Genomic DNA, 17,341 nt, shown 5'->3' on the forward strand with positions numbered 1-17,341 from the left:
TTGCTGAAATAGCCATGATGAATCTCAACGGGATAGCTTTCTGATGCGGTAACGGTAACTTGTTAGGGGAAGTTTACTTTTCCAATTTTTCCTTTCTCCTGACAAGACAGGAAAAATAGTGACACTAAAAATGGTAATAGAATTTTATTCATTCTTTAAATTCTAACCTCCATAAACACCATCCATCTTATATTTCTGTAATTTAATTTCTTCCTGCTCGCATTTTACAGAAACTTTGATATCCTTATACATAAAGGTAGGCGTTAAAACGATATCAATCGGCTTACCAGGATGTTTTTCTTGAAGTTCTTCAAATACTGAAATCGTCTCCCGATCATCAAAAATAATGTTTACAAAATATTTTGTGAATTCTACAGTCACATTATAAGGGATCCCTTGTTCCCGGTATTTTTCTGCATCGCTTTGCTTTGTGATAAAATCTTCTTCGCCGCTATACTGCAGATTGTGTACACCAGTTACCTTATCTTTATCATCATAAGGATTTACTACAAAACGGTACTTATATCGAATCCGATAATCATCCCACAGTTTAAATGGTATTCCATTTTTCTCTATTTCTGCCTGAATGCTATCCGGAACCGCTATCTTAAATTTTGTGTCAAAAAATTGTTCTTGAGTTTCGCCGGATTTTGGAATTGGTCTAAATTTATCTTTATCCACAAAAGTTTCTTTGGCCTGCAGCCTGCAAATTTCTACGCGGGATTTGTTGCCGGAAAGCCAGATAACCACCATACCACCTGGTGCCATACCTACAGTTAATATATCATAATGCGCAGGAACCATAATTTTTTTTCCATCTTCACCTATTTCATTACTTTGTGTGAGGTACCCTTTTCTAAACACTTCTAAAATCTTTTCTTTGGGCAAGTCTGCATCTAAATGATAAAATTTCTTCTCTGCATAAGCCACATACGTAAGATCTATATGCGCTGGGATTACAGAACCGCCTTGTCCTCCTTTAGCACCATCTCCTTGCCAACCCGCCTGCAACATTCCAGTTTTAGGTACACCACATATCAGTTGATTTTTAGCATCGGTAAAAAACCCTAGATGTACTTCTGTAGGATATTCTGTTGGGGATGTGGCGGTTACGGAATATGGGAAGTTCTCTTGTCCAATTTTTCCTTTCTCCTGACAAGACAGGAGAAATAGTGACATTAAAAATGGTAATAGAATTTTATTCATTCTTTAAATTCTAACCTCCATAAACACCATCCATCTTATATTTCTGTAATTTAATTTCTTCCTGCTCGCATTTTACAGAAACTTTGATATCCTCATACATAAAGGTAGGCGTTAAAACGATATCAATCGGCTTACCAGGATGTTTTTCTTGAAGTTCTTCAAATACTGAAATCGTCTCCCGATCATCAAAAATAATGTTTACAAAATATTTTGTGAATTCTACAGTCACATTATAAGGGATCCCTTGTTCCCGGTATTTTTCTGCATCGCTTTGCTTTGTGATAAAATCTTCTTCGCCGCTATACTGCAGATTGTGTACACCAGTTACCTTATCTTTATCATCATAAGGATTTACTACAAAACGGTACTTATATCGAATCCGATAATCATCCCACAGTTTAAATGGTATTCCATTTTTCTCTATTTCTGCCTGAATGCTATCCGGAACCGCTATCTTAAATTTTGTGTCAAAAAATTGTTCTTGAGTTTCGCCGGATTTTGGAATTGGTCTAAATTTATCTTTATCCACAAAAGTTTCTTTGGCCTGCAAGCGACAAATTTCTACGCGGGATTTGTTGCCGGAAAGCCAGATAACCACCATACCACCTGGTGCCATACCTACAGTTAATATATCATAATGCGCAGGAACCATAATTTTTTTTCCATCTTCACCTATTTCATTACTTTGTGTGAGGTACCCTTTTCTAAACACTTCTAAAATCTTTTCTTTGGGCAAGTCTGCATCTAAATGATAAAATTTCTTCTCTGCATAAGCCACATACGTAAGATCTATATGAGCTGGGATTACAGAACCGCCTTGTCCTCCTTCATCTCCATCCCACTGCCAACCACTTCTTTCTATTCCAGTTTTAGAAACTCCACAAATTAGTTGGTTTCTATCATCTGTAAAAAATCCCAAATGAACCTCTATTGGATAACCCGACGGTGCAGATGTTGTTACGGAATATGGGAAGTTCTCTTGTCCAATTTTTCCTTTCTCCTGACAAGACAGGAGAAATAGTGACATTAAAAATGGTAATAGAATTTTATTCATTCTTTAAATTCTAACCTCCATAAACACCATCCAACTTATATTTCTGTAATTTAATTTCTTCCTGCTCGCATTTTACAGAAACTTTGATATCCTCATACATAAAGGTAGGCGTTAAAACGATATCAATCGGCTTACCAGGATGTTTTTCTTGAAGTGCTTCAAATACTGAAATCGTCTCCCGATCATCAAAAATAATGTTTACAAAATATTTTGTGAATTCTACAGTCACATTATAAGGAATCCCTTGTTCCCGGTATTTTTCTGCATCGCTTTGCTTTGTGATAAAATCTTCTTCGCCGCTATACTGCAGATTGTGTACACCAGTTACCTTATCTTTATCATCATAAGGATTTACTACAAAACGGTACTTATATCGAATCCGATAATCATCCCACAGTTTAAATGGTATTCCATTTTTCTCTATTTCTGCCTGAATGCTATCCGGAACCGCTAATTTAAACCAGGAATTAAAAAATTGCTCTTGATTCTCATTATCTGCGTTTTGATAAAAATCATTGACATCCACAAAAGTTTCTTTGGCCTGCAAGCGACAAATTTCTACTCGGGATTTGTTGCCGGAAAGCCAGATAACCACCATACCACCTGGTGCCATACCTACAGTTAATATATCATAATGCGCAGGGACCATCATTTTTTTTCCATTTTCATCTATTTCATTACTTTGTGTGAGGTACCCTTTTCTAAACACTTCTAAAATCTTTTCTTTGGGCAAGTCAGCATCTAAATGATAAAATTTCTTCTCTGCATAAGCTACATACGTAAGATCTATATGAGCTGGGATTACAGAACCGCCTTGTCCTCCTTTAGCACCATCTCCTTGCCAACCCGCCTGCAACATTCCAGTTTTAGGTACACCACATATCAGTTGATTTTTAGCATCGGTAAAAAACCCTAGATGTACTTCTGTAGGATATTCTGTTGGGGATGTGGCGGTTACGGAATAAGATAATTTTGTTTTTTCCTTACACGCCCAAAAAAGTAATGTTAATAAAGTCGAAATTATGATTTTCTTCATTCATTTAATTTACTATCCACCCCAGACTCCCTTTACTTGGTATTTTGTTAGTGGTATTATTTCATCTTCACATTTTACAGAGAGTTTAAAATCTTTGTACATAAAAGTGGGGACTACCAGAATATCCATTGGTTTATTGGGATGCTTACTTTGTAATTTTTTAAATACGGAGAGCATTTCTTGATCGTTAAATTCTATATCGGTATTGTACCGAGTAAAAGATAATTTTGCGATGTTTGGTATTCCGACTAATGTATAGTCATTCTTGTTTAGATTCGGTAAATAAAATAGATTGGCTTCTCCATTAAAATAACCAACTGATTGAAAGGTAAACTTATCCTTGTCATCATAGGGCTGCAATACAAATCGATACTTAAATCTTTCCCGATAGTTGTCCCATAAACCAAAAGGAATTCCTTTCTCCCTAATCTCTTCCTGTGCTACTTCTGGAAGCTGAATCTCAAACATTTTATCAAAGAAGCCTTCTTGCGTTCGCTCATTTGCATTGTCATAGAAATCATTTCTGTCGACAAAAACCTCCTTAGCTTGCAATCTGCATATTTCTACGCGATGATGCCCCGCGGAGAGCCAAATTACAATAACGCCGCCAGGAGCTGCGCCAATCGTAAATGTATTGTAAGTGTCATGTACCAATGGGTATTCTCCATCTACTTTGTGATCTGCTTCGACATCAAACCCTTTGTTAAATTCCTCCAAAATCTTATCCACTGGCAGATCAGCATCTACCGTGTAAAACTTTTTTTCGGCGTAGGCTACATACGTCAGGTTCAAATGATAAGGGATTTTGCTGCCACCCTGTCCGGCTTTGCTACCATCATACTCCCATCCCCCACCTTCTTTACCTGCTTTTGGCATCGCGCAGATAAATTTTTTCTGATCATCCATTAACCAACCTTCATGTACTTCTACTGGGTACTCTTCAGGAGCGCTAACTGTAACGCTATAACTGAATTTTGTTTTTTCCTTACATGCTCCAAAAAGTAATACTAATAGAGATAAGATTATAATTTTCTTCATTCATTATTTTTCTACCCACCCCAGACTCCTTTTACTTTGTATTTGGTTAGTGGTATTATTTCGTCTTCGCATTTTACAGAGAGTTTAAAATCAGTGTACATAAAAGTAGGAATTATAATGATATCCATAGGTTTATTGGGATGCTTACTTTGTAATTTTTTAAATACGGAAAGCATTTCCTGGTCATCAAAAAGAACATCTGTGTGATATTTTGTGAACATGGGTTCTATACTGTATGGTATTGATGCTAATTCGTATTCACCTTTTGCAAGCTCATTTGGTCGTAAATAAAACCGCTGTTCTCCATTATAGTACCTAATGTCATTGGTAAGGATAACATCTTTTTCATCATAGGGTTGCAGTACAAAACGGTATTTAAACCTTTCCCGATAGTTGTCCCATAAACCAAAAGGAATTCCTTTCTCCCTAATCTCTTCTTGTGCTTTCTCAGGAACAGCAATTTTGAACCAAGAATCAAAAAATTGCTGCTGATTTTCCTCATCGGCATTTTGATAGAAATCATTTACATCTACAAAAACCTCTTTAGCCTGCAGTCTGCATATTTCTACCCGATTATGATTTCCGGAGAGCCAAATTACAACCACACCACCGGGCGCTGCGCCAACCGTGAACGTATCATAGGTATCATGTACCAGTGGATATTTCCCTTCTACTTTCTGATCTCCTTCTACGTCAAAACCTTTGTTAAATTCCTCCAAAATCTTATCCACTGGCAGATCAGCATCTACCGTGTAAAACTTTTTTTCGGCGTAGGCTACATACGTCAGGTTCAAATGATAAGGGATTTTGCTGCCACCCTGTCCGGCTTGTTTGCCATCATATAACCATCCAGTATTAGCTACTCCTGCTTTCGGCATCGCGCAAATGAATTTTTTCTGATCATCCATTAACCATCCTTCATGTACTTCTACTGGGTAGTCTTTTGGAGCGCTAACTGTAACGCTGTAACTGAATTTTGTTTTTTCCTTACACGCCCAAAAAAGTAATGTTAATAAAGTCGAAATTATGATTTTCTTCATTCATTTAATTTACTATCCACCCCAGACTCCCTTTACTTGGTATTTTGTTAGTGGTATTATTTCATCTTCGCATTTTACAGAAACTTTCATATCGTTGTACATAAAAGTAGGTGTAATGATGATGTCTATTGGTTTATCTGGATGTTTACTTTTTAAATTATTAAAAACTTCGAGCATTTCTTTATCATTAAAAAATATTTCTGTGCTGTATTTTTTCATTATATAGGTACAATTGTAGGGAATTCCTCGAGATAGATATTCGTTTTTTTCTAAATCTTTTGCAAATAGTTCATCTGCTTCGCCATTGAAATAGAGATAGTAATTATGAGTAAAATTATCTTCTTCATCATAAGGATTGAGCACAAAACGATAGTTAAATTTCTCGCGGTATTTATCCCAAAGTCCAAACGGAATTCCACTTTTTGTAATTTCTGCTTTGATGCTGTCGGGAACGGTGATTTTATAAAGTTCATCAAAAAATTGTTGCTGACTTTCTGTTGTATCTGTAAATCCCATAAAATCATTTTTATCAACAAAAACTTCTTTCGCTTGCAAACGGCAAACTTCCGTTCGGTGGTGGTTTCCCGAAAGCCATATTACAATTATACCTCCTGGAGCAGCACCAATGGTAAAAGTATCATAAGTACCTGGCACCATTTCATAATGTTCTTGCCCATCTACAATGGTTTGTTTACTATTGTCTTGCACCAAAAAACCCTGCCGAAATAATTGTAGTATTTTGTCTTTAGGCAAATCTGCATCTACCGTATAGAATTTTTTCTCCGCATAAGCAACATAAGTAAGATAGAGGTGAGAAGGGATTACATTGCTTCCTTGTCCTGCTTTTGAGCCATCTCCATGCCAACCTGCCTGCTCCATACCTGCTTTTGGTACACCGCAGATAAGGTCTTTTAAACCATTGCTTAAATATCCTTGGTGTACTTCTATCGGATATTCTTCTGGTGCACTTACCGTGACCATATACGGAAAATTTTCTTGTGTCATTTTTTGTTTTTCTGGGTTGCAACTTTGTAATAATAGTAGATTACAAAATAAATTTATTAGTAGTGCTTTCATCATCTTACGTGTCTTTTGCGTTTGCCATGTTCTTTGTTCGGGTAGTTTTTTTGTACGGCGATATCCATTCCAGATTCTCCATAGGTAGAATTCCAATGCAAATAGTGATTGCGTAGGAATTTCAGCGTTTCATTTTTTTTATTTGCTTCTGCGAACTTGTGAAAATATTAATACCAAGAAAATTTTATTTTTTATCTACTTTTTACCCACCCCAAACTCCTTCAACTTTATATTTTTTTAAAGGGATCTCTTCATCTTCGCATTTTACAGAAACCTTCATATCATTATACATAAAAGTAGGTGTAATGATGATGTCTATTGGTTTATCTGGATGTTTACTTTTTAAAGTATTAAAAACTTCGAGCATTTCTTTGTCGTTGAAAAAAATTTCAGTAAAATATTTTTTAAAATATAAATTGGCATCGTAAGGAATTGAATTTAATTTATACTCATTTGCTCTTTTTACATCATCTGTTAATTCTGATTCTCCATTAAAGTTGATGTTGTAATATCCTGTGAGTTCATCTTCTTCATCATAAGGATTGAGCACAAAACGATAGTTAAATTTCTCGCGGTATTTGTCCCAAAGTCCAAACGGAATTCCATTTTTTGTAATTTCTGCTTTTATGCTGTCGGGAACGGTGATTTTATAAAGTTCATCAAAAAATTGTTGCTGACTTTCTGTTGTATCAGTAAAACCCATAAAATCATTTTTATCAACAAAAACTTCCTTCGCCTGCAACCTGCAAACTTCTGTGCGGTGATGATTTCCCGAAAGCCATATCACAATTACACCACCTGGAGCAGCACCAATGGTAAGAACGTCATAAGTACCTGGAACCATTTCATAATATTCTTGCCCATCTACAATGGTTTGTTTACTATTATCTTGCACCAAAAAACCTTTACGAAATAATTGTAAAATTTTGTCTTTAGGCAGATCTGCATCTACGGTGTAGAATTTCTTTTCTGCATAAGCAACATACGTAAGGTAGAGATGAGATGGGATTTCTGCGCTACCCATTCCTGCTTTTGAACCATCTCCTTGCCAACCTGCCTGTTCCATACCAGCTTTTGGTACACCGCAAATGAGGTCTTTTAATCCATTACTTAAATATCCTTGGTGTACTTCTATCGGATATTCTTCTGGTGCACTTACTGTGACCATATACGGAAAATTTTCTTGTGTCATTTTTTGTTTTTCTGGGTTGCAACTTTGTAATAATAGTAGATTACAAAATAAATTTATTAGTAGTGCTTTCATCATCTTACGTGTCTTTTGCGTTTGCCATGTTCTTTGTTCGGGTAGTTTTTTTGTACGGCGATATCCATTCCAGATTCTCCATAGGTAGAATTCCAATGCAAATAGTGATTGCGTAGGAATTTCAGCGTTTCATTTTTTTTATTTGCTTCTGCGAACTTGTGAAAATATTAATACCAAGAAAATTTTATTTTTTATCTACTTTTTACCCACCCCAAACTCCTTCAACTTTATATTTTTTTAAAGGGATCTCTTCATCTTCGCATTTTACAGAAACCTTCATATCATTATACATAAAAGTAGGTGTAATGATGATGTCTATTGGTTTATCTGGATGTTTACTTTTTAAAGTATTAAAAACTTCGAGCATTTCTTTGTCGTTGAAAAAAATTTCAGTAAAATATTTTTTAAAATATAAATTGGCATCGTAAGGAATTGAATTTAATTTATACTCATTTGCTCTTTTTACATCATCTGTTAATTCTGATTCTCCATTAAAGTTGATGTTGTAATATCCTGTGAGTTCATCTTCTTCATCATAAGGATTGAGCACAAAACGATAGTTAAATTTCTCGCGATAGTTGTCCCATAAACCGAAAGGAATACCCTGTTCTTTAATTTCCTCCTGTGTTGCTTCGGGAACAGCAATTTTAAACCAAGAATCAAAAAATTGCTGCTGATTTTCATCATCAGCATTTTGATAAAAGTCATTTACATCCACAAAAACCTCTTTAGCCTGCAGTCTGCATATTTCTACGCGATGATGCCCCGCGGAGAGCCAAATTACAATAACGCCGCCAGGAGCTGCGCCAATCGTAAATGTATTGTAAGTGTCATGTACCAATGGATATTCTCCATCTACTTTGTGATCTGCTTCGACATCAAAACCTTTGTTAAATTCCTCCAAAATTTTATCCACTGGCAGATCAGCATCTACCGTGTAAAACTTTTTTTCGGCGTAGGCTACATAAGTCAGGTTCAAATGATAAGGGATTCTGCTGCCACCCTGTCCGGCTTTGCTACCATCATACTCCCATCCTCCACCTTCATTACCTGCTTTTGGCATCGAGCAGATAAATTTTTTCTGATCATCCATTAACCAACCTTCATGTACTTCTACTGGGTACTCTTCAGGAGCGCTAACTGTAACGCTGTAACTGTATTTTGTTTTATTGCTACACGCCCAAAAAAGTATTGTTAATAAAGTCGAAATTATAATTTTCTTCATTCATTTAATTTACTATCCACCCCAGACACCCTTTACTTTGTATTTGGTTAGTGGTATTATTTCATCTTCACATTTTACAGAGAGTTTAAAATCTTTGTACATAAAAGTGGGGACTACCAGAATATCCATTGGTTTATTGGGATGCTTACTTTGTAATTCTTTAAATACGGAGAGCATTTCTTGATCGTTAAATTCTATATCGGTATTGTACTGAGTAAAAGATAATTTTGCAATGTTTGGTATTCCGACTAATGTATAGTCATTCTTGTTTAGATTCGGTAAATAAAATAGATTGGCTTCTCCATTAAAATAACCAACTGATTGAAAGGTAAACTTATCCTTGTCATCATAGGGCTGCAATACAAATCGATACTTAAATCTTTCCCGATAGTTGTCCCATAAACCAAAAGGAATACCCTGTTCTTTAATTTCTTCCTGTGTTGCTTCAGGAACAGCAATTTTAAACCAAGAATCAAAAAATTGCTGCTGATTTTCATCATCAGCATTTTGATAAAAGTCATTTACATCCACAAAAACCTCTTTAGCCTGCAGTCTGCATATTTCTACGCGATGATGTCCCGCGGAGAGCCAAATTACAATAAAGCCACCAGGAGCTGCGCCAATCGTGAATGTATTGTAAGTGTCATGCACTAATGGGTATTCTCCATCTACTTTCAGATCTGCTTCTACGTCAAACCCTTTGTTAAATTCCTCCAAAATCTTATCCACTGGCAGATCAGCATCTACCGTGTAAAACTTTTTTTCGGCATAGGCTACATAAGTCAGGTTCAAATGATAAGGGATTTTGCTACCACCCTGTCCGGCTTTTTTGCCATCAAATAACCATCTGGTATTAGCTACGCCTGCTTTTGGCATCGCGCAGATAAATTTTTTCTGATCATCCATTAACCAACCTTCATGTACTTCTACTGGGTATTCTTTTGGAGCGGTTACAGTTACGCTGTAACTGAATTTTGTTTTTTCCTTACACGCCCAAAAAAGTAATGCTAATAAAGTCGAAATTATGATTTTCTTCATTCATTTATTTTTTCTACCCACCCCAGACTCCTTTTACTTTGTATTTGGTTAGTGGTATTATTTCGTCTTCGCATTTTACAGAGAGTTTAAAATCAGTGTACATAAAAGTAGGAATTATAATGATATCCATAGGTTTATTGGGATGTTTACTTTGTAATTCTTTAAATACGGAGAGCATTTCTTTGTCATCAAAAAGAATCTCTGTGTTATATTTTGTGAACATCGGATAAGTACTAAAAGGTATTGCTGCTAGGTGATATTCGCCTTTTGCAAGCTCATTTGGTCGCAAATAAAACCGCTGTTCGCCATTATAAAATCTAATATCATTGGTTAGGATAACATCTTTGTCATCGTAGGGTTGGAGTACAAAACGGTATTTAAATCTTTGCCGATAGTTGTCCCATAAACCGAAAGGAATACCTTTTTCCTTGATCTCTTCCTGCGCTGCATCCGGCAGCTGAATCTCAAACATTTTATCAAAGAAACCTTCTTGAGTACGCTCATGCGCATTATCATAAAAATCATTTCTATCAACAAAAACCTCTTTAGCCTGCAGTCTGCATATTTCTACCCGATTATGATTGCCGGAGAGCCAAATTACAATCACACCACCGGGAGCAGCGCCAACCGTGAACGTATCATAGGTATCATGTACCACTGGATTTTCCCCATCAACTTTTTTTCTTCCCTGTACATCAAAACCTTTTTTAAATTCCTCCAAAATCTTATCCACTGGCAGATCAGCATCTACCGTGTAAAACTTTTTTTCGGCATAGGCTACATACGTCAGGTTCAAATGATAAGGGATTCTGCTGCCACCCTGTCCGGCTTTGCTACCGTCATACTCCCATCCTCCACCTTCAGTACCTGCTTTTGGCATAGAGCAGATAAATTTTTTCTGATCATCCATTAACCATCCTTCATGTACTTCTACTGGGTAGTCTTCAGGAGCGCTAACTGTAACGCTATAACTGAATTTTGTATTTTCGTTTCTACTCATTTTATCCTGCTTATTACATGCCTGAACTGATATAAATAAGAAACAAGCAAAAATTATTTTTAATTTAATGTACATTCCGTTTTCTTTTTCCATCTTGTAAATTGGGGTGATTTTTGCCAGATAGCCACGTTCCTAAGGCCTCTCTTGGTGAGCCGTACGTAGCATTCCAGTGTAGATAATGATAGCGGAGCTTTTTCAAATTTTCATTCTCTTTTCCATTGTCAACATATCTGATAGGTTCGCCTCCTTCAAAACTATAAGCCCAGAGCTTATCTTTTATTTTTTGAAGAAATTTTTTATGGTCCATGCTGAAATTTTTAAATTCTAGCAAGGTTTCATCATTTATGGGTACTTCCTTTTTTTGACAAAAACCGGACATAATATGCAGTGGTATAAAACTATACTGATTGCTTACATTTAGCTTATCGCCCTCTAAGCGATATTTACCATAATACTCACTGATGGTCGTTTTGATATTCAATTCTGGTTCTTTGAACCATCCCTGCTGTATAAAATATTTCTTCTCTTTTTCCAAATCATCTTTGTCGTGAGAAAGGAGCAACCTATAACACAAATTTCGACCACCTTCCGAATAGGCTCCGCCTACATCACAATGCACCCCCGGAAAGGTAAGTTCCATCCCTCCTTTTTTACCACTATCGGCAGATGCAATAGCAACTGAGGAAATTTTAACCAAGTCAAAATTAGTTCTATATTCATCATCTGCCACCATATGCACTACATAGTTTGACTTATTTACATCATGTAACCCCAAATGTTTAGCGTCATTTCCCTGAACAAGTCCGTGATGAGGGACCGTATCATAAATTCCAACGAAACGCACATTAACTTTCGTCCGCAAATCCAAAAGATCCATCTCCTGCAAAAGCTGTCCTAGAACACCGAAATCGGGCATTAATTTTCCTGAGTAGGACAATGGCAAACGGTTTCTTTGTAAATCTTCTACGGGATAGATAAGACCCATTTTGGCCACATAGGGTCCGTGTTTTACTACATGTACAAAGTGCCGCGCGGCCGCTGCGCCACGACTGAAACCAAATACATCAAACGTTATAGTTTCTAGAAATTGCTTACTAGTATCAATATTTTCAGAAATAATATTAACAATATCACCAATACTTTTTCTTACTTTAGCTCGAATTCCAGCATTCCCTGCACCAAATGCAGGTGCCTGCATCGCATCGTCTTTTTTATAATCTTCTCTTTCTAAAGTTCCGCCTTGATTTTGTGGAGCACTGTGAGTACCTACTCCCTCCGTATAGATCTTAAATTGAAACTCCTTTTCTTTTTGTATATAATTTTTAAATAAAATAGCAGGATTAGAAAGATCATTTTCATAGCTAGTTTCGCTATATTCGGGATCGCCGTAATCTTTGTAGATATCTTTCATATCATCAACATCAAGATTACCCAAACCTGTTGCATTTTTCGGAGCAGTTTTTTTTGGAGATCCCAAACTATCCATTTTCTGCTTCATTTCCGTGTTGTACATATTGTTGAGTGTACCGTCTATAAACACGCCGAAAGTAAAATTTACACCTTGTTTTATATCTTTTACAACAGTATCAATTTCGCCTACCATTACAGGCATATTGGTAACCTCCACAGTACTGCTGAACGGTTTGCCATCATTTTTAGAAACATTTAAAACTGGTTTTAAACTTTCCTTGTTTAGTACTTCTACATCTTTACCTGTCGCTTTTTGAAGTACCCTTGTCTCAATCTGTAATTCGTCCCCAAACGAACCCTTTAAATCCAAAATCTGCCCAAATTGCCAAATGTGATCGATCCCAACTTCGATCACCGCTTTTTGTATGGTCGTTGCAGCTTCTTTAGGATTATCATCTTTCACCAGAAGACCAGAAACCACTTTTTGCCCGTCTTCAAATGCCTGTACAGGATATGTTTTTACTTCTCTCTCAAAAAATTCACTGTTCGCTATATTCAGATCTTTGTTTAGCCCGTTTACATCTTTCAGGCCCACAAGAATTTCCTGACCGTAAAGACCTTGTGTGTAAATATGCAGTAAAAGCTGAGAACCAAAGGCGACCTTTGTATCTTTGATCGGATTGTACTGCCTATCAGTCCATTCTATCTTAATGATTTTGGGTTTTCCAGTCGCTTTTACTACAATTCCATTGGGTATATTTCCTACAGGGGAATCTCCTTCGAAGAAAGCTTCGATATAACAATATCCACCACCTTCCAAAACCTCTGGAAATACAAAATTTTTACCCAAATTTGAAATGCCTTTTATCACAAATTCATTATAACTACCCGTCTTGGTTTCCTTTCTGAAAACGGTATTCCAGGCCCAATTAACAGTGTTAAATTTTGCTATTGCTGTTTTCGCATCAGACATTTCTTTTATAGCTGCTGCGTTTTTTGGTGTTACCGATAAAATTTTTTCAAGCTCAAGGATTCTCCTTTCCAGATTGTTTTTTTCTCTTATGAAAACAGTAAAACCTTTCGCTTTGTCCAAGATTAATTCTCCTTGAGTAAAACTATAATTTGTTAGTGATTTTGTATCTAACTCTAAATGTAATCCCTTACTCATCATTGATTAGAATTTATGATATGATATATTGTATTCTTATTTTCCCCCAAGTCCACAAATGGCATCAATTCCGCCAGCACCTCCTTATCCGCATTCTCCACATTTTGCGCAGAAACTTCTGCAGTCTGACCGTGGTCAATAATCTTTATACAATCCGGGCCACCAATTGGGCAGGTTGCTTTGCTGTCTTCCAGCAGCGCTTTTCCGTTATTGTCTTGCAAAGTAATTTTTTCGTAAAAGCCAGTCCACGCTGTTACTACAATTTGGCAAGGTTTGAAACCTCCTCCCGGAAGGGGTTGCATTTTGCAAGGGCCAAAAGTATTTTTTTCGAAGGTCGCCCCAATATCCATATTAGTAGCCATCAATTTGGTGCTCCCTTCTTTATCATTGATGTAGCGTTTCGTTTGGGTTAATACCTTTAATTTATCGGGAGTAGCGCCGTAGGTGCAGCTGCAAATTGCGCCTTGGCAGACTAAATGTTTTTCACTCATCTTTTGTGTTTTTGTGTGATTTAAATGTACTAAGAATTTTCTAATTCATAAAGCTGAAATTCGAGTTTAAATTTCTGGTCTTTTTCAAATACAGAAAGAACTCCTGTGATCGAGGATATTTCTTGGGTGTCTTTATGCAATTTGTATAATAAGTCGACTCTTCCGTTTTCCCTGTCTTTATTAAAAAAGCTCTCTTCCTCTAGTCCAGATAGCCGTAAAACGATCTTATCGGTTGCGGTAAATTCTTTTTCTAACTGATAGTTTATGTTGTAGGTAACTTCTTGTCCAATACTCGAAAAATAAACTTGTAAAACGTCATCTTTTAAAAAGGATGGATAACTTTGATAAATGGGCAGAAAAAAAAGTTTGTAAAAAACATTCCTTTCCAACAATGCTCGCTTTTCCTGAATATTGCAAAATGCCTCATCGAGTTTTTGCAGAAGGTCGTCTGTAGTTTTTGATTGATAATATTCCTCTAATTTTGGGCGACACTCATTTTTCCATCTGACCGCAATATCTTCATGGTTCAAAATCTGATTAATCTTACCGTTCTTATCTAAGGAAATTTGCAAAGGATATAAAACCTGTGCTACTTTCTCAAACATCTGCTCGACGGTTTGATCAATTTCCTTATCATTAACGTATGTTTTTTCTTTCTGCAATTCTATAAAGTGAGAACTTCTTTTAATCCTGACTTTATAATGAATTTGAAGTTCTTTAGGATGAAACTTTAGCAGTACACCATACGTTTTTTCACTGCTGTTTATTGGTAAATTAAGGTTGGTGTTTTTCAAAAGCTTCCTTTGCCTTTCATCATAATTCTTTGCGGGCAAATAAACAAAGTCGACATGCTTCGGCAAACTCATCGTCAACAACTCCGAAATAGAACAGTGGCTATTATGAAAACGAATTACTTCATCCGGACTTAATTGATATTCTGCGGAGAATTCTTCAAGATTGAACAGTCCTTCAATTTTCACCTTACTATATTCTTGTTTTTCTATCATTCGTTCCCTTAGCTGAGTTGAATCAATAAAAATAGTGCTTTTTTTCCTTGATAATCAGTTTTAAAATAAGAATAACACCAATTATTTAAAGAATACAATTTACCGTTTAGAATTTAATAATAAATATAGCATGATAACAAATTTGTGGCATTTGTGCAAAGCTTTTTGCAATACATCTTTAGAATTTCGTATTTATAATTTTAAAGCAAAAAAAATCCGTCTCGAATTAACGAGACGGATTTTATATTTAAAAGAAAAATTACTTCTTCAATTCTTCCAAAAACTCATCGTGTGAGATTTTGGTTTCTTTTTTAGATGCTTTTTCCAAAATTACATCTTTCAATTTCGCCATTCCAACTTCTGAAGAAATCTGACGAACCTGCTCCTGATCTTTCAACATTTCAGCTGCATATTTCTGTACTTCTTCATCCGGTAAGTGGTGAATTCCGTACATCGCTAATTGATTACGAACCAATTGCTCAGCTTGAGCTAAAACATCAGCGTAGTCTAATTTGATCTCGTTGTCGGTCATCAACTTGCCTTCAAGAATTTGATATTTCAACTGATTTTTTTCAGCTTCCAAAATTTCTTTTGCCTGCTCTTCAGAAGTTACTTGTGCATTACTGAACATTAACCATTTGATCAAGAAAGTTTCCGGAAGTTTCACTTCTTCTTTTTCGTTGATCTGAGCCAAAATTTTGTTTACGAAATGAACATCAGCATTTTGCTGGAAATATTCATCCAATTCTGTTTTTACTTTTTCTTTAAGTTCTTCTTCAGTTTTAATGGTTCCTTCGCCGTACACTTTATCAAACAGTTCTTCGTTTAATTCTGCCAGTTTCAAACCAAAGAAATCTTTTACTTTCACTTCAATTTCGTTGTGGTGTAAATGCTCGATTTCTTCTTTGCTGAAGTTTAATTCTTTTGCTAATTCTTCTTTTTTCTCTAAATCTGCTTTAGAAACTTTCACAGATTCGTCTTTTTTCAAAGACTTTACCAATTTGAATGCTTCTTTTTTGGTTGCATCAATAGTAATGTTTTTTGGCGCGTGATTGTGCTCTCCTTCTGCTCCTTCTTCAACAACCTGGCTGATTTCTAACGCAATGGTAGAATCGTCACCAATCGCATCTTGAGGAATTTGCTCCGCAAAACGCTTCTGCATATTTTCAATACTTTGATTGATTTCCTTGTCAGAAGCTTCTACTTTAAAGTGAGGCGCTTCATATTTAGATAAATCAACATTGAATTCCGGTTCGTAACCAACTTCAAAAGCAACTGAAAGCTGTTCTGCATTATGATTTAATTCATCAACTGGCTGTGGAACCGGCTGACCTACCAATCTTAGTTTATTGTCATTAACATAGTTGTTCAATGCTTCAGAAACTTGCTTGTTGATTTCTTCAAAAGCGATTCCTGCTTCATACTGCTTTCTCACCATGCTCAATGGCACTTTCCCTTTTCTAAATCCGGGAACTTGCGCATTTTTCGCGTAGTTGATTAATTGTTTTTCAACTTTATCTTTATAATCTGACTTATCTAATGTAACTGTAAGTAACGCACTTACTTCATCGTGGTTGGTCGCTGTAACGTTCATTTTAATGTATTGAAAATTTAGGTTGCAAAAATAGGAATTTTTTTTTGATTATTTTTAAAGGAGAAATTTTCTTTTCCTTATTAATGAAGGAAGGAAAAATTTCTCCATCTATTTTAATTAAAGTCTCTTAGTTAGAAATTGAATAGGTCGCCATCGCATCAGTTTCGCCCCCAACTACAGAACCAAACTGACTTCCGTTTTGAGCCTCACTTACCGACGAAGCATCGTGGATCAGCGTTAAAACAAGTTGCGGATTTGTTCCGTTCTTTGCTTTAATGACGGTCCATCTTGTAATGAGTCCTACTTTTGCGCCATCACTTCTGGTGGAAGATTCGTTGTCAAATCTTTCCATGTTAATTTGGGAGTTTTGAAAATCGAACAAAAGAAAATGTTCGTCTTTCGCTTCTTTGATGCTTTCGGTTTCGTCTTCATTTCCATTAAAAAAAACGGCATTTACCGTGTAGGATGTTCCATCCATCAGTTTAATCTCCGGATTTGTGGCCGAGTTAACCGTATAATTATAAGTCTGCGTTTCCCCAGTCTCCTCATCTTTTACGTTCAAAATTATATTTGAAATGTCTTCCTGGGAAAGTACATCGTCATCTTCATCGGCGCGGCTACAGCTTATTGCAAATACGGTTAACAATAAAAAAGCGATATATTTTAGTTTAATTAATGATTTCATTTTTAAAA

General features: G+C 36.0%; 15 protein-coding genes. All 15 read right to left on the bottom strand.

Translation table 11 applies throughout. From position 1 onward, the window contains the following. Positions 1-162: 162 nt before the first annotated feature. The 15 genes from EIB73_RS05370 to EIB73_RS05440 all read right to left on the bottom strand — a co-directional run bounded on the left by EIB73_RS05370 (position 163) and on the right by EIB73_RS05440 (position 17,333). On the bottom strand, positions 163-1,179 hold the full coding sequence (locus EIB73_RS05370; protein ID WP_228411283.1) for a DUF2931 family protein: 1,017 nt from the start codon (positions 1,177-1,179) through the stop codon (positions 163-165). A gap of 37 nt (positions 1,180-1,216) precedes the next feature. Then, on the bottom strand, positions 1,217-2,260 hold the full coding sequence (locus EIB73_RS05375; protein WP_125023373.1) for a DUF2931 family protein: 1,044 nt from the start codon (positions 2,258-2,260) through the stop codon (positions 1,217-1,219). 10 nt (positions 2,261-2,270) lie between these two features. Continuing rightward, positions 2,271-3,296: a DUF2931 family protein gene (locus EIB73_RS05380; RefSeq protein WP_125023375.1), complete on the bottom strand. Its 1,026-nt coding sequence runs from the start codon at positions 3,294-3,296 to the stop codon at positions 2,271-2,273. 12 nt (positions 3,297-3,308) lie between these two features. After that, positions 3,309-4,334, bottom strand: a complete 1,026-nt coding sequence (locus tag EIB73_RS05385; RefSeq protein WP_125023376.1) for a DUF2931 family protein — start codon at positions 4,332-4,334, stop codon at positions 3,309-3,311. 11 nt (positions 4,335-4,345) lie between these two features. Then, a complete protein-coding gene (locus tag EIB73_RS05390; RefSeq protein WP_125023378.1) occupies positions 4,346-5,374 on the bottom strand; it encodes a DUF2931 family protein in 1,029 nt (342 codons plus the stop codon). Positions 5,375-5,386: 12 nt separating this feature from the next. Next, positions 5,387-6,379 (bottom strand): DUF2931 family protein, encoded by a 993-nt coding sequence (locus EIB73_RS05395; RefSeq protein ID WP_262706725.1) that lies wholly within the window; start codon positions 6,377-6,379, stop codon positions 5,387-5,389. A gap of 274 nt (positions 6,380-6,653) precedes the next feature. After that, a complete protein-coding gene (locus EIB73_RS05400; RefSeq protein WP_262706726.1) occupies positions 6,654-7,643 on the bottom strand; it encodes a DUF2931 family protein in 990 nt (329 codons plus the stop codon). A gap of 274 nt (positions 7,644-7,917) precedes the next feature. Continuing rightward, entirely contained in the window at positions 7,918-8,940 is a 1,023-nt protein-coding gene (locus tag EIB73_RS05405; protein ID WP_125023384.1) for a DUF2931 family protein, read from the bottom strand. A gap of 12 nt (positions 8,941-8,952) precedes the next feature. After that, positions 8,953-9,978 carry a DUF2931 family protein gene (locus tag EIB73_RS05410; RefSeq protein WP_125023386.1) on the bottom strand — a complete coding sequence of 342 codons (1,026 nt, stop codon included), beginning with the start codon at positions 9,976-9,978 and terminating at the stop codon, positions 8,953-8,955. 13 nt (positions 9,979-9,991) lie between these two features. Then, positions 9,992-11,071: a DUF2931 family protein gene (locus tag EIB73_RS05415; RefSeq protein ID WP_125023388.1), complete on the bottom strand. Its 1,080-nt coding sequence runs from the start codon at positions 11,069-11,071 to the stop codon at positions 9,992-9,994. Continuing rightward, positions 11,043-13,556: a phospholipase effector Tle1 domain-containing protein gene (locus EIB73_RS05420; RefSeq protein ID WP_164467857.1), complete on the bottom strand. Its 2,514-nt coding sequence runs from the start codon at positions 13,554-13,556 to the stop codon at positions 11,043-11,045. Before EIB73_RS05420 ends, EIB73_RS05415 begins: the two co-directional genes overlap by 29 nt. Then, entirely contained in the window at positions 13,556-14,047 is a 492-nt protein-coding gene (locus tag EIB73_RS05425; RefSeq protein WP_125023392.1) for a DUF4280 domain-containing protein, read from the bottom strand. Before EIB73_RS05425 ends, EIB73_RS05420 begins: the two co-directional genes overlap by 1 nt. Before the next feature lie 29 nt (positions 14,048-14,076). Next, positions 14,077-15,054 (bottom strand): hypothetical protein, encoded by a 978-nt coding sequence (locus tag EIB73_RS05430; RefSeq protein ID WP_125023394.1) that lies wholly within the window; start codon positions 15,052-15,054, stop codon positions 14,077-14,079. 259 nt (positions 15,055-15,313) lie between these two features. After that, positions 15,314-16,648 (bottom strand): trigger factor, encoded by a 1,335-nt coding sequence (locus tag EIB73_RS05435; RefSeq protein WP_125023396.1) that lies wholly within the window; start codon positions 16,646-16,648, stop codon positions 15,314-15,316. Between the two features lie 127 nt (positions 16,649-16,775). Continuing rightward, the gene (locus EIB73_RS05440; protein ID WP_125023398.1) at positions 16,776-17,333 is read right to left on the bottom strand and encodes a hypothetical protein; all 558 of its coding nucleotides are present in this window, start codon (positions 17,331-17,333) and stop codon (positions 16,776-16,778) included. Positions 17,334-17,341 lie beyond the last annotated feature (8 nt).

Source organism: Kaistella carnis (genome assembly GCF_003860585.1).
In the GTDB taxonomy this organism is placed as follows: Bacteria; Bacteroidota; Bacteroidia; order Flavobacteriales; family Weeksellaceae; genus Kaistella; species Kaistella carnis.

Excerpts from the sequence above, each read along its gene's own strand:
- EIB73_RS05435 (WP_125023396.1), bottom strand. The coding sequence starts at position 16,648 with ATGAACGTTACAGCGACCAACCACGATGAAGTAAGTGCGTTACTTACA.
- EIB73_RS05440 (WP_125023398.1), bottom strand. The coding sequence starts at position 17,333 with ATGAAATCATTAATTAAACTAAAATATATCGCTTTTTTATTGTTAACC.
- EIB73_RS05370 (WP_228411283.1), bottom strand. The coding sequence starts at position 1,179 with ATGTCACTATTTCTCCTGTCTTGTCAGGAGAAAGGAAAAATTGGACAA.
- EIB73_RS05420 (WP_164467857.1), bottom strand. The coding sequence starts at position 13,556 with ATGAGTAAGGGATTACATTTAGAGTTAGATACAAAATCACTAACAAAT.
- EIB73_RS05425 (WP_125023392.1), bottom strand. The coding sequence starts at position 14,047 with ATGAGTGAAAAACATTTAGTCTGCCAAGGCGCAATTTGCAGCTGCACC.
- EIB73_RS05405 (WP_125023384.1), bottom strand. The coding sequence starts at position 8,940 with ATGAAGAAAATTATAATTTCGACTTTATTAACAATACTTTTTTGGGCG.
- EIB73_RS05380 (WP_125023375.1), bottom strand. The coding sequence starts at position 3,296 with ATGAAGAAAATCATAATTTCGACTTTATTAACATTACTTTTTTGGGCG.
- EIB73_RS05390 (WP_125023378.1), bottom strand. The coding sequence starts at position 5,374 with ATGAAGAAAATCATAATTTCGACTTTATTAACATTACTTTTTTGGGCG.
- EIB73_RS05375 (WP_125023373.1), bottom strand. The coding sequence starts at position 2,260 with ATGAATAAAATTCTATTACCATTTTTAATGTCACTATTTCTCCTGTCT.
- EIB73_RS05410 (WP_125023386.1), bottom strand. The coding sequence starts at position 9,978 with ATGAAGAAAATCATAATTTCGACTTTATTAGCATTACTTTTTTGGGCG.
- EIB73_RS05430 (WP_125023394.1), bottom strand. The coding sequence starts at position 15,054 with ATGATAGAAAAACAAGAATATAGTAAGGTGAAAATTGAAGGACTGTTC.
- EIB73_RS05415 (WP_125023388.1), bottom strand. The coding sequence starts at position 11,071 with ATGGAAAAAGAAAACGGAATGTACATTAAATTAAAAATAATTTTTGCT.
- EIB73_RS05400 (WP_262706726.1), bottom strand. The coding sequence starts at position 7,643 with ATGACACAAGAAAATTTTCCGTATATGGTCACAGTAAGTGCACCAGAA.
- EIB73_RS05395 (WP_262706725.1), bottom strand. The coding sequence starts at position 6,379 with ATGACACAAGAAAATTTTCCGTATATGGTCACGGTAAGTGCACCAGAA.
- EIB73_RS05385 (WP_125023376.1), bottom strand. The coding sequence starts at position 4,334 with ATGAAGAAAATTATAATCTTATCTCTATTAGTATTACTTTTTGGAGCA.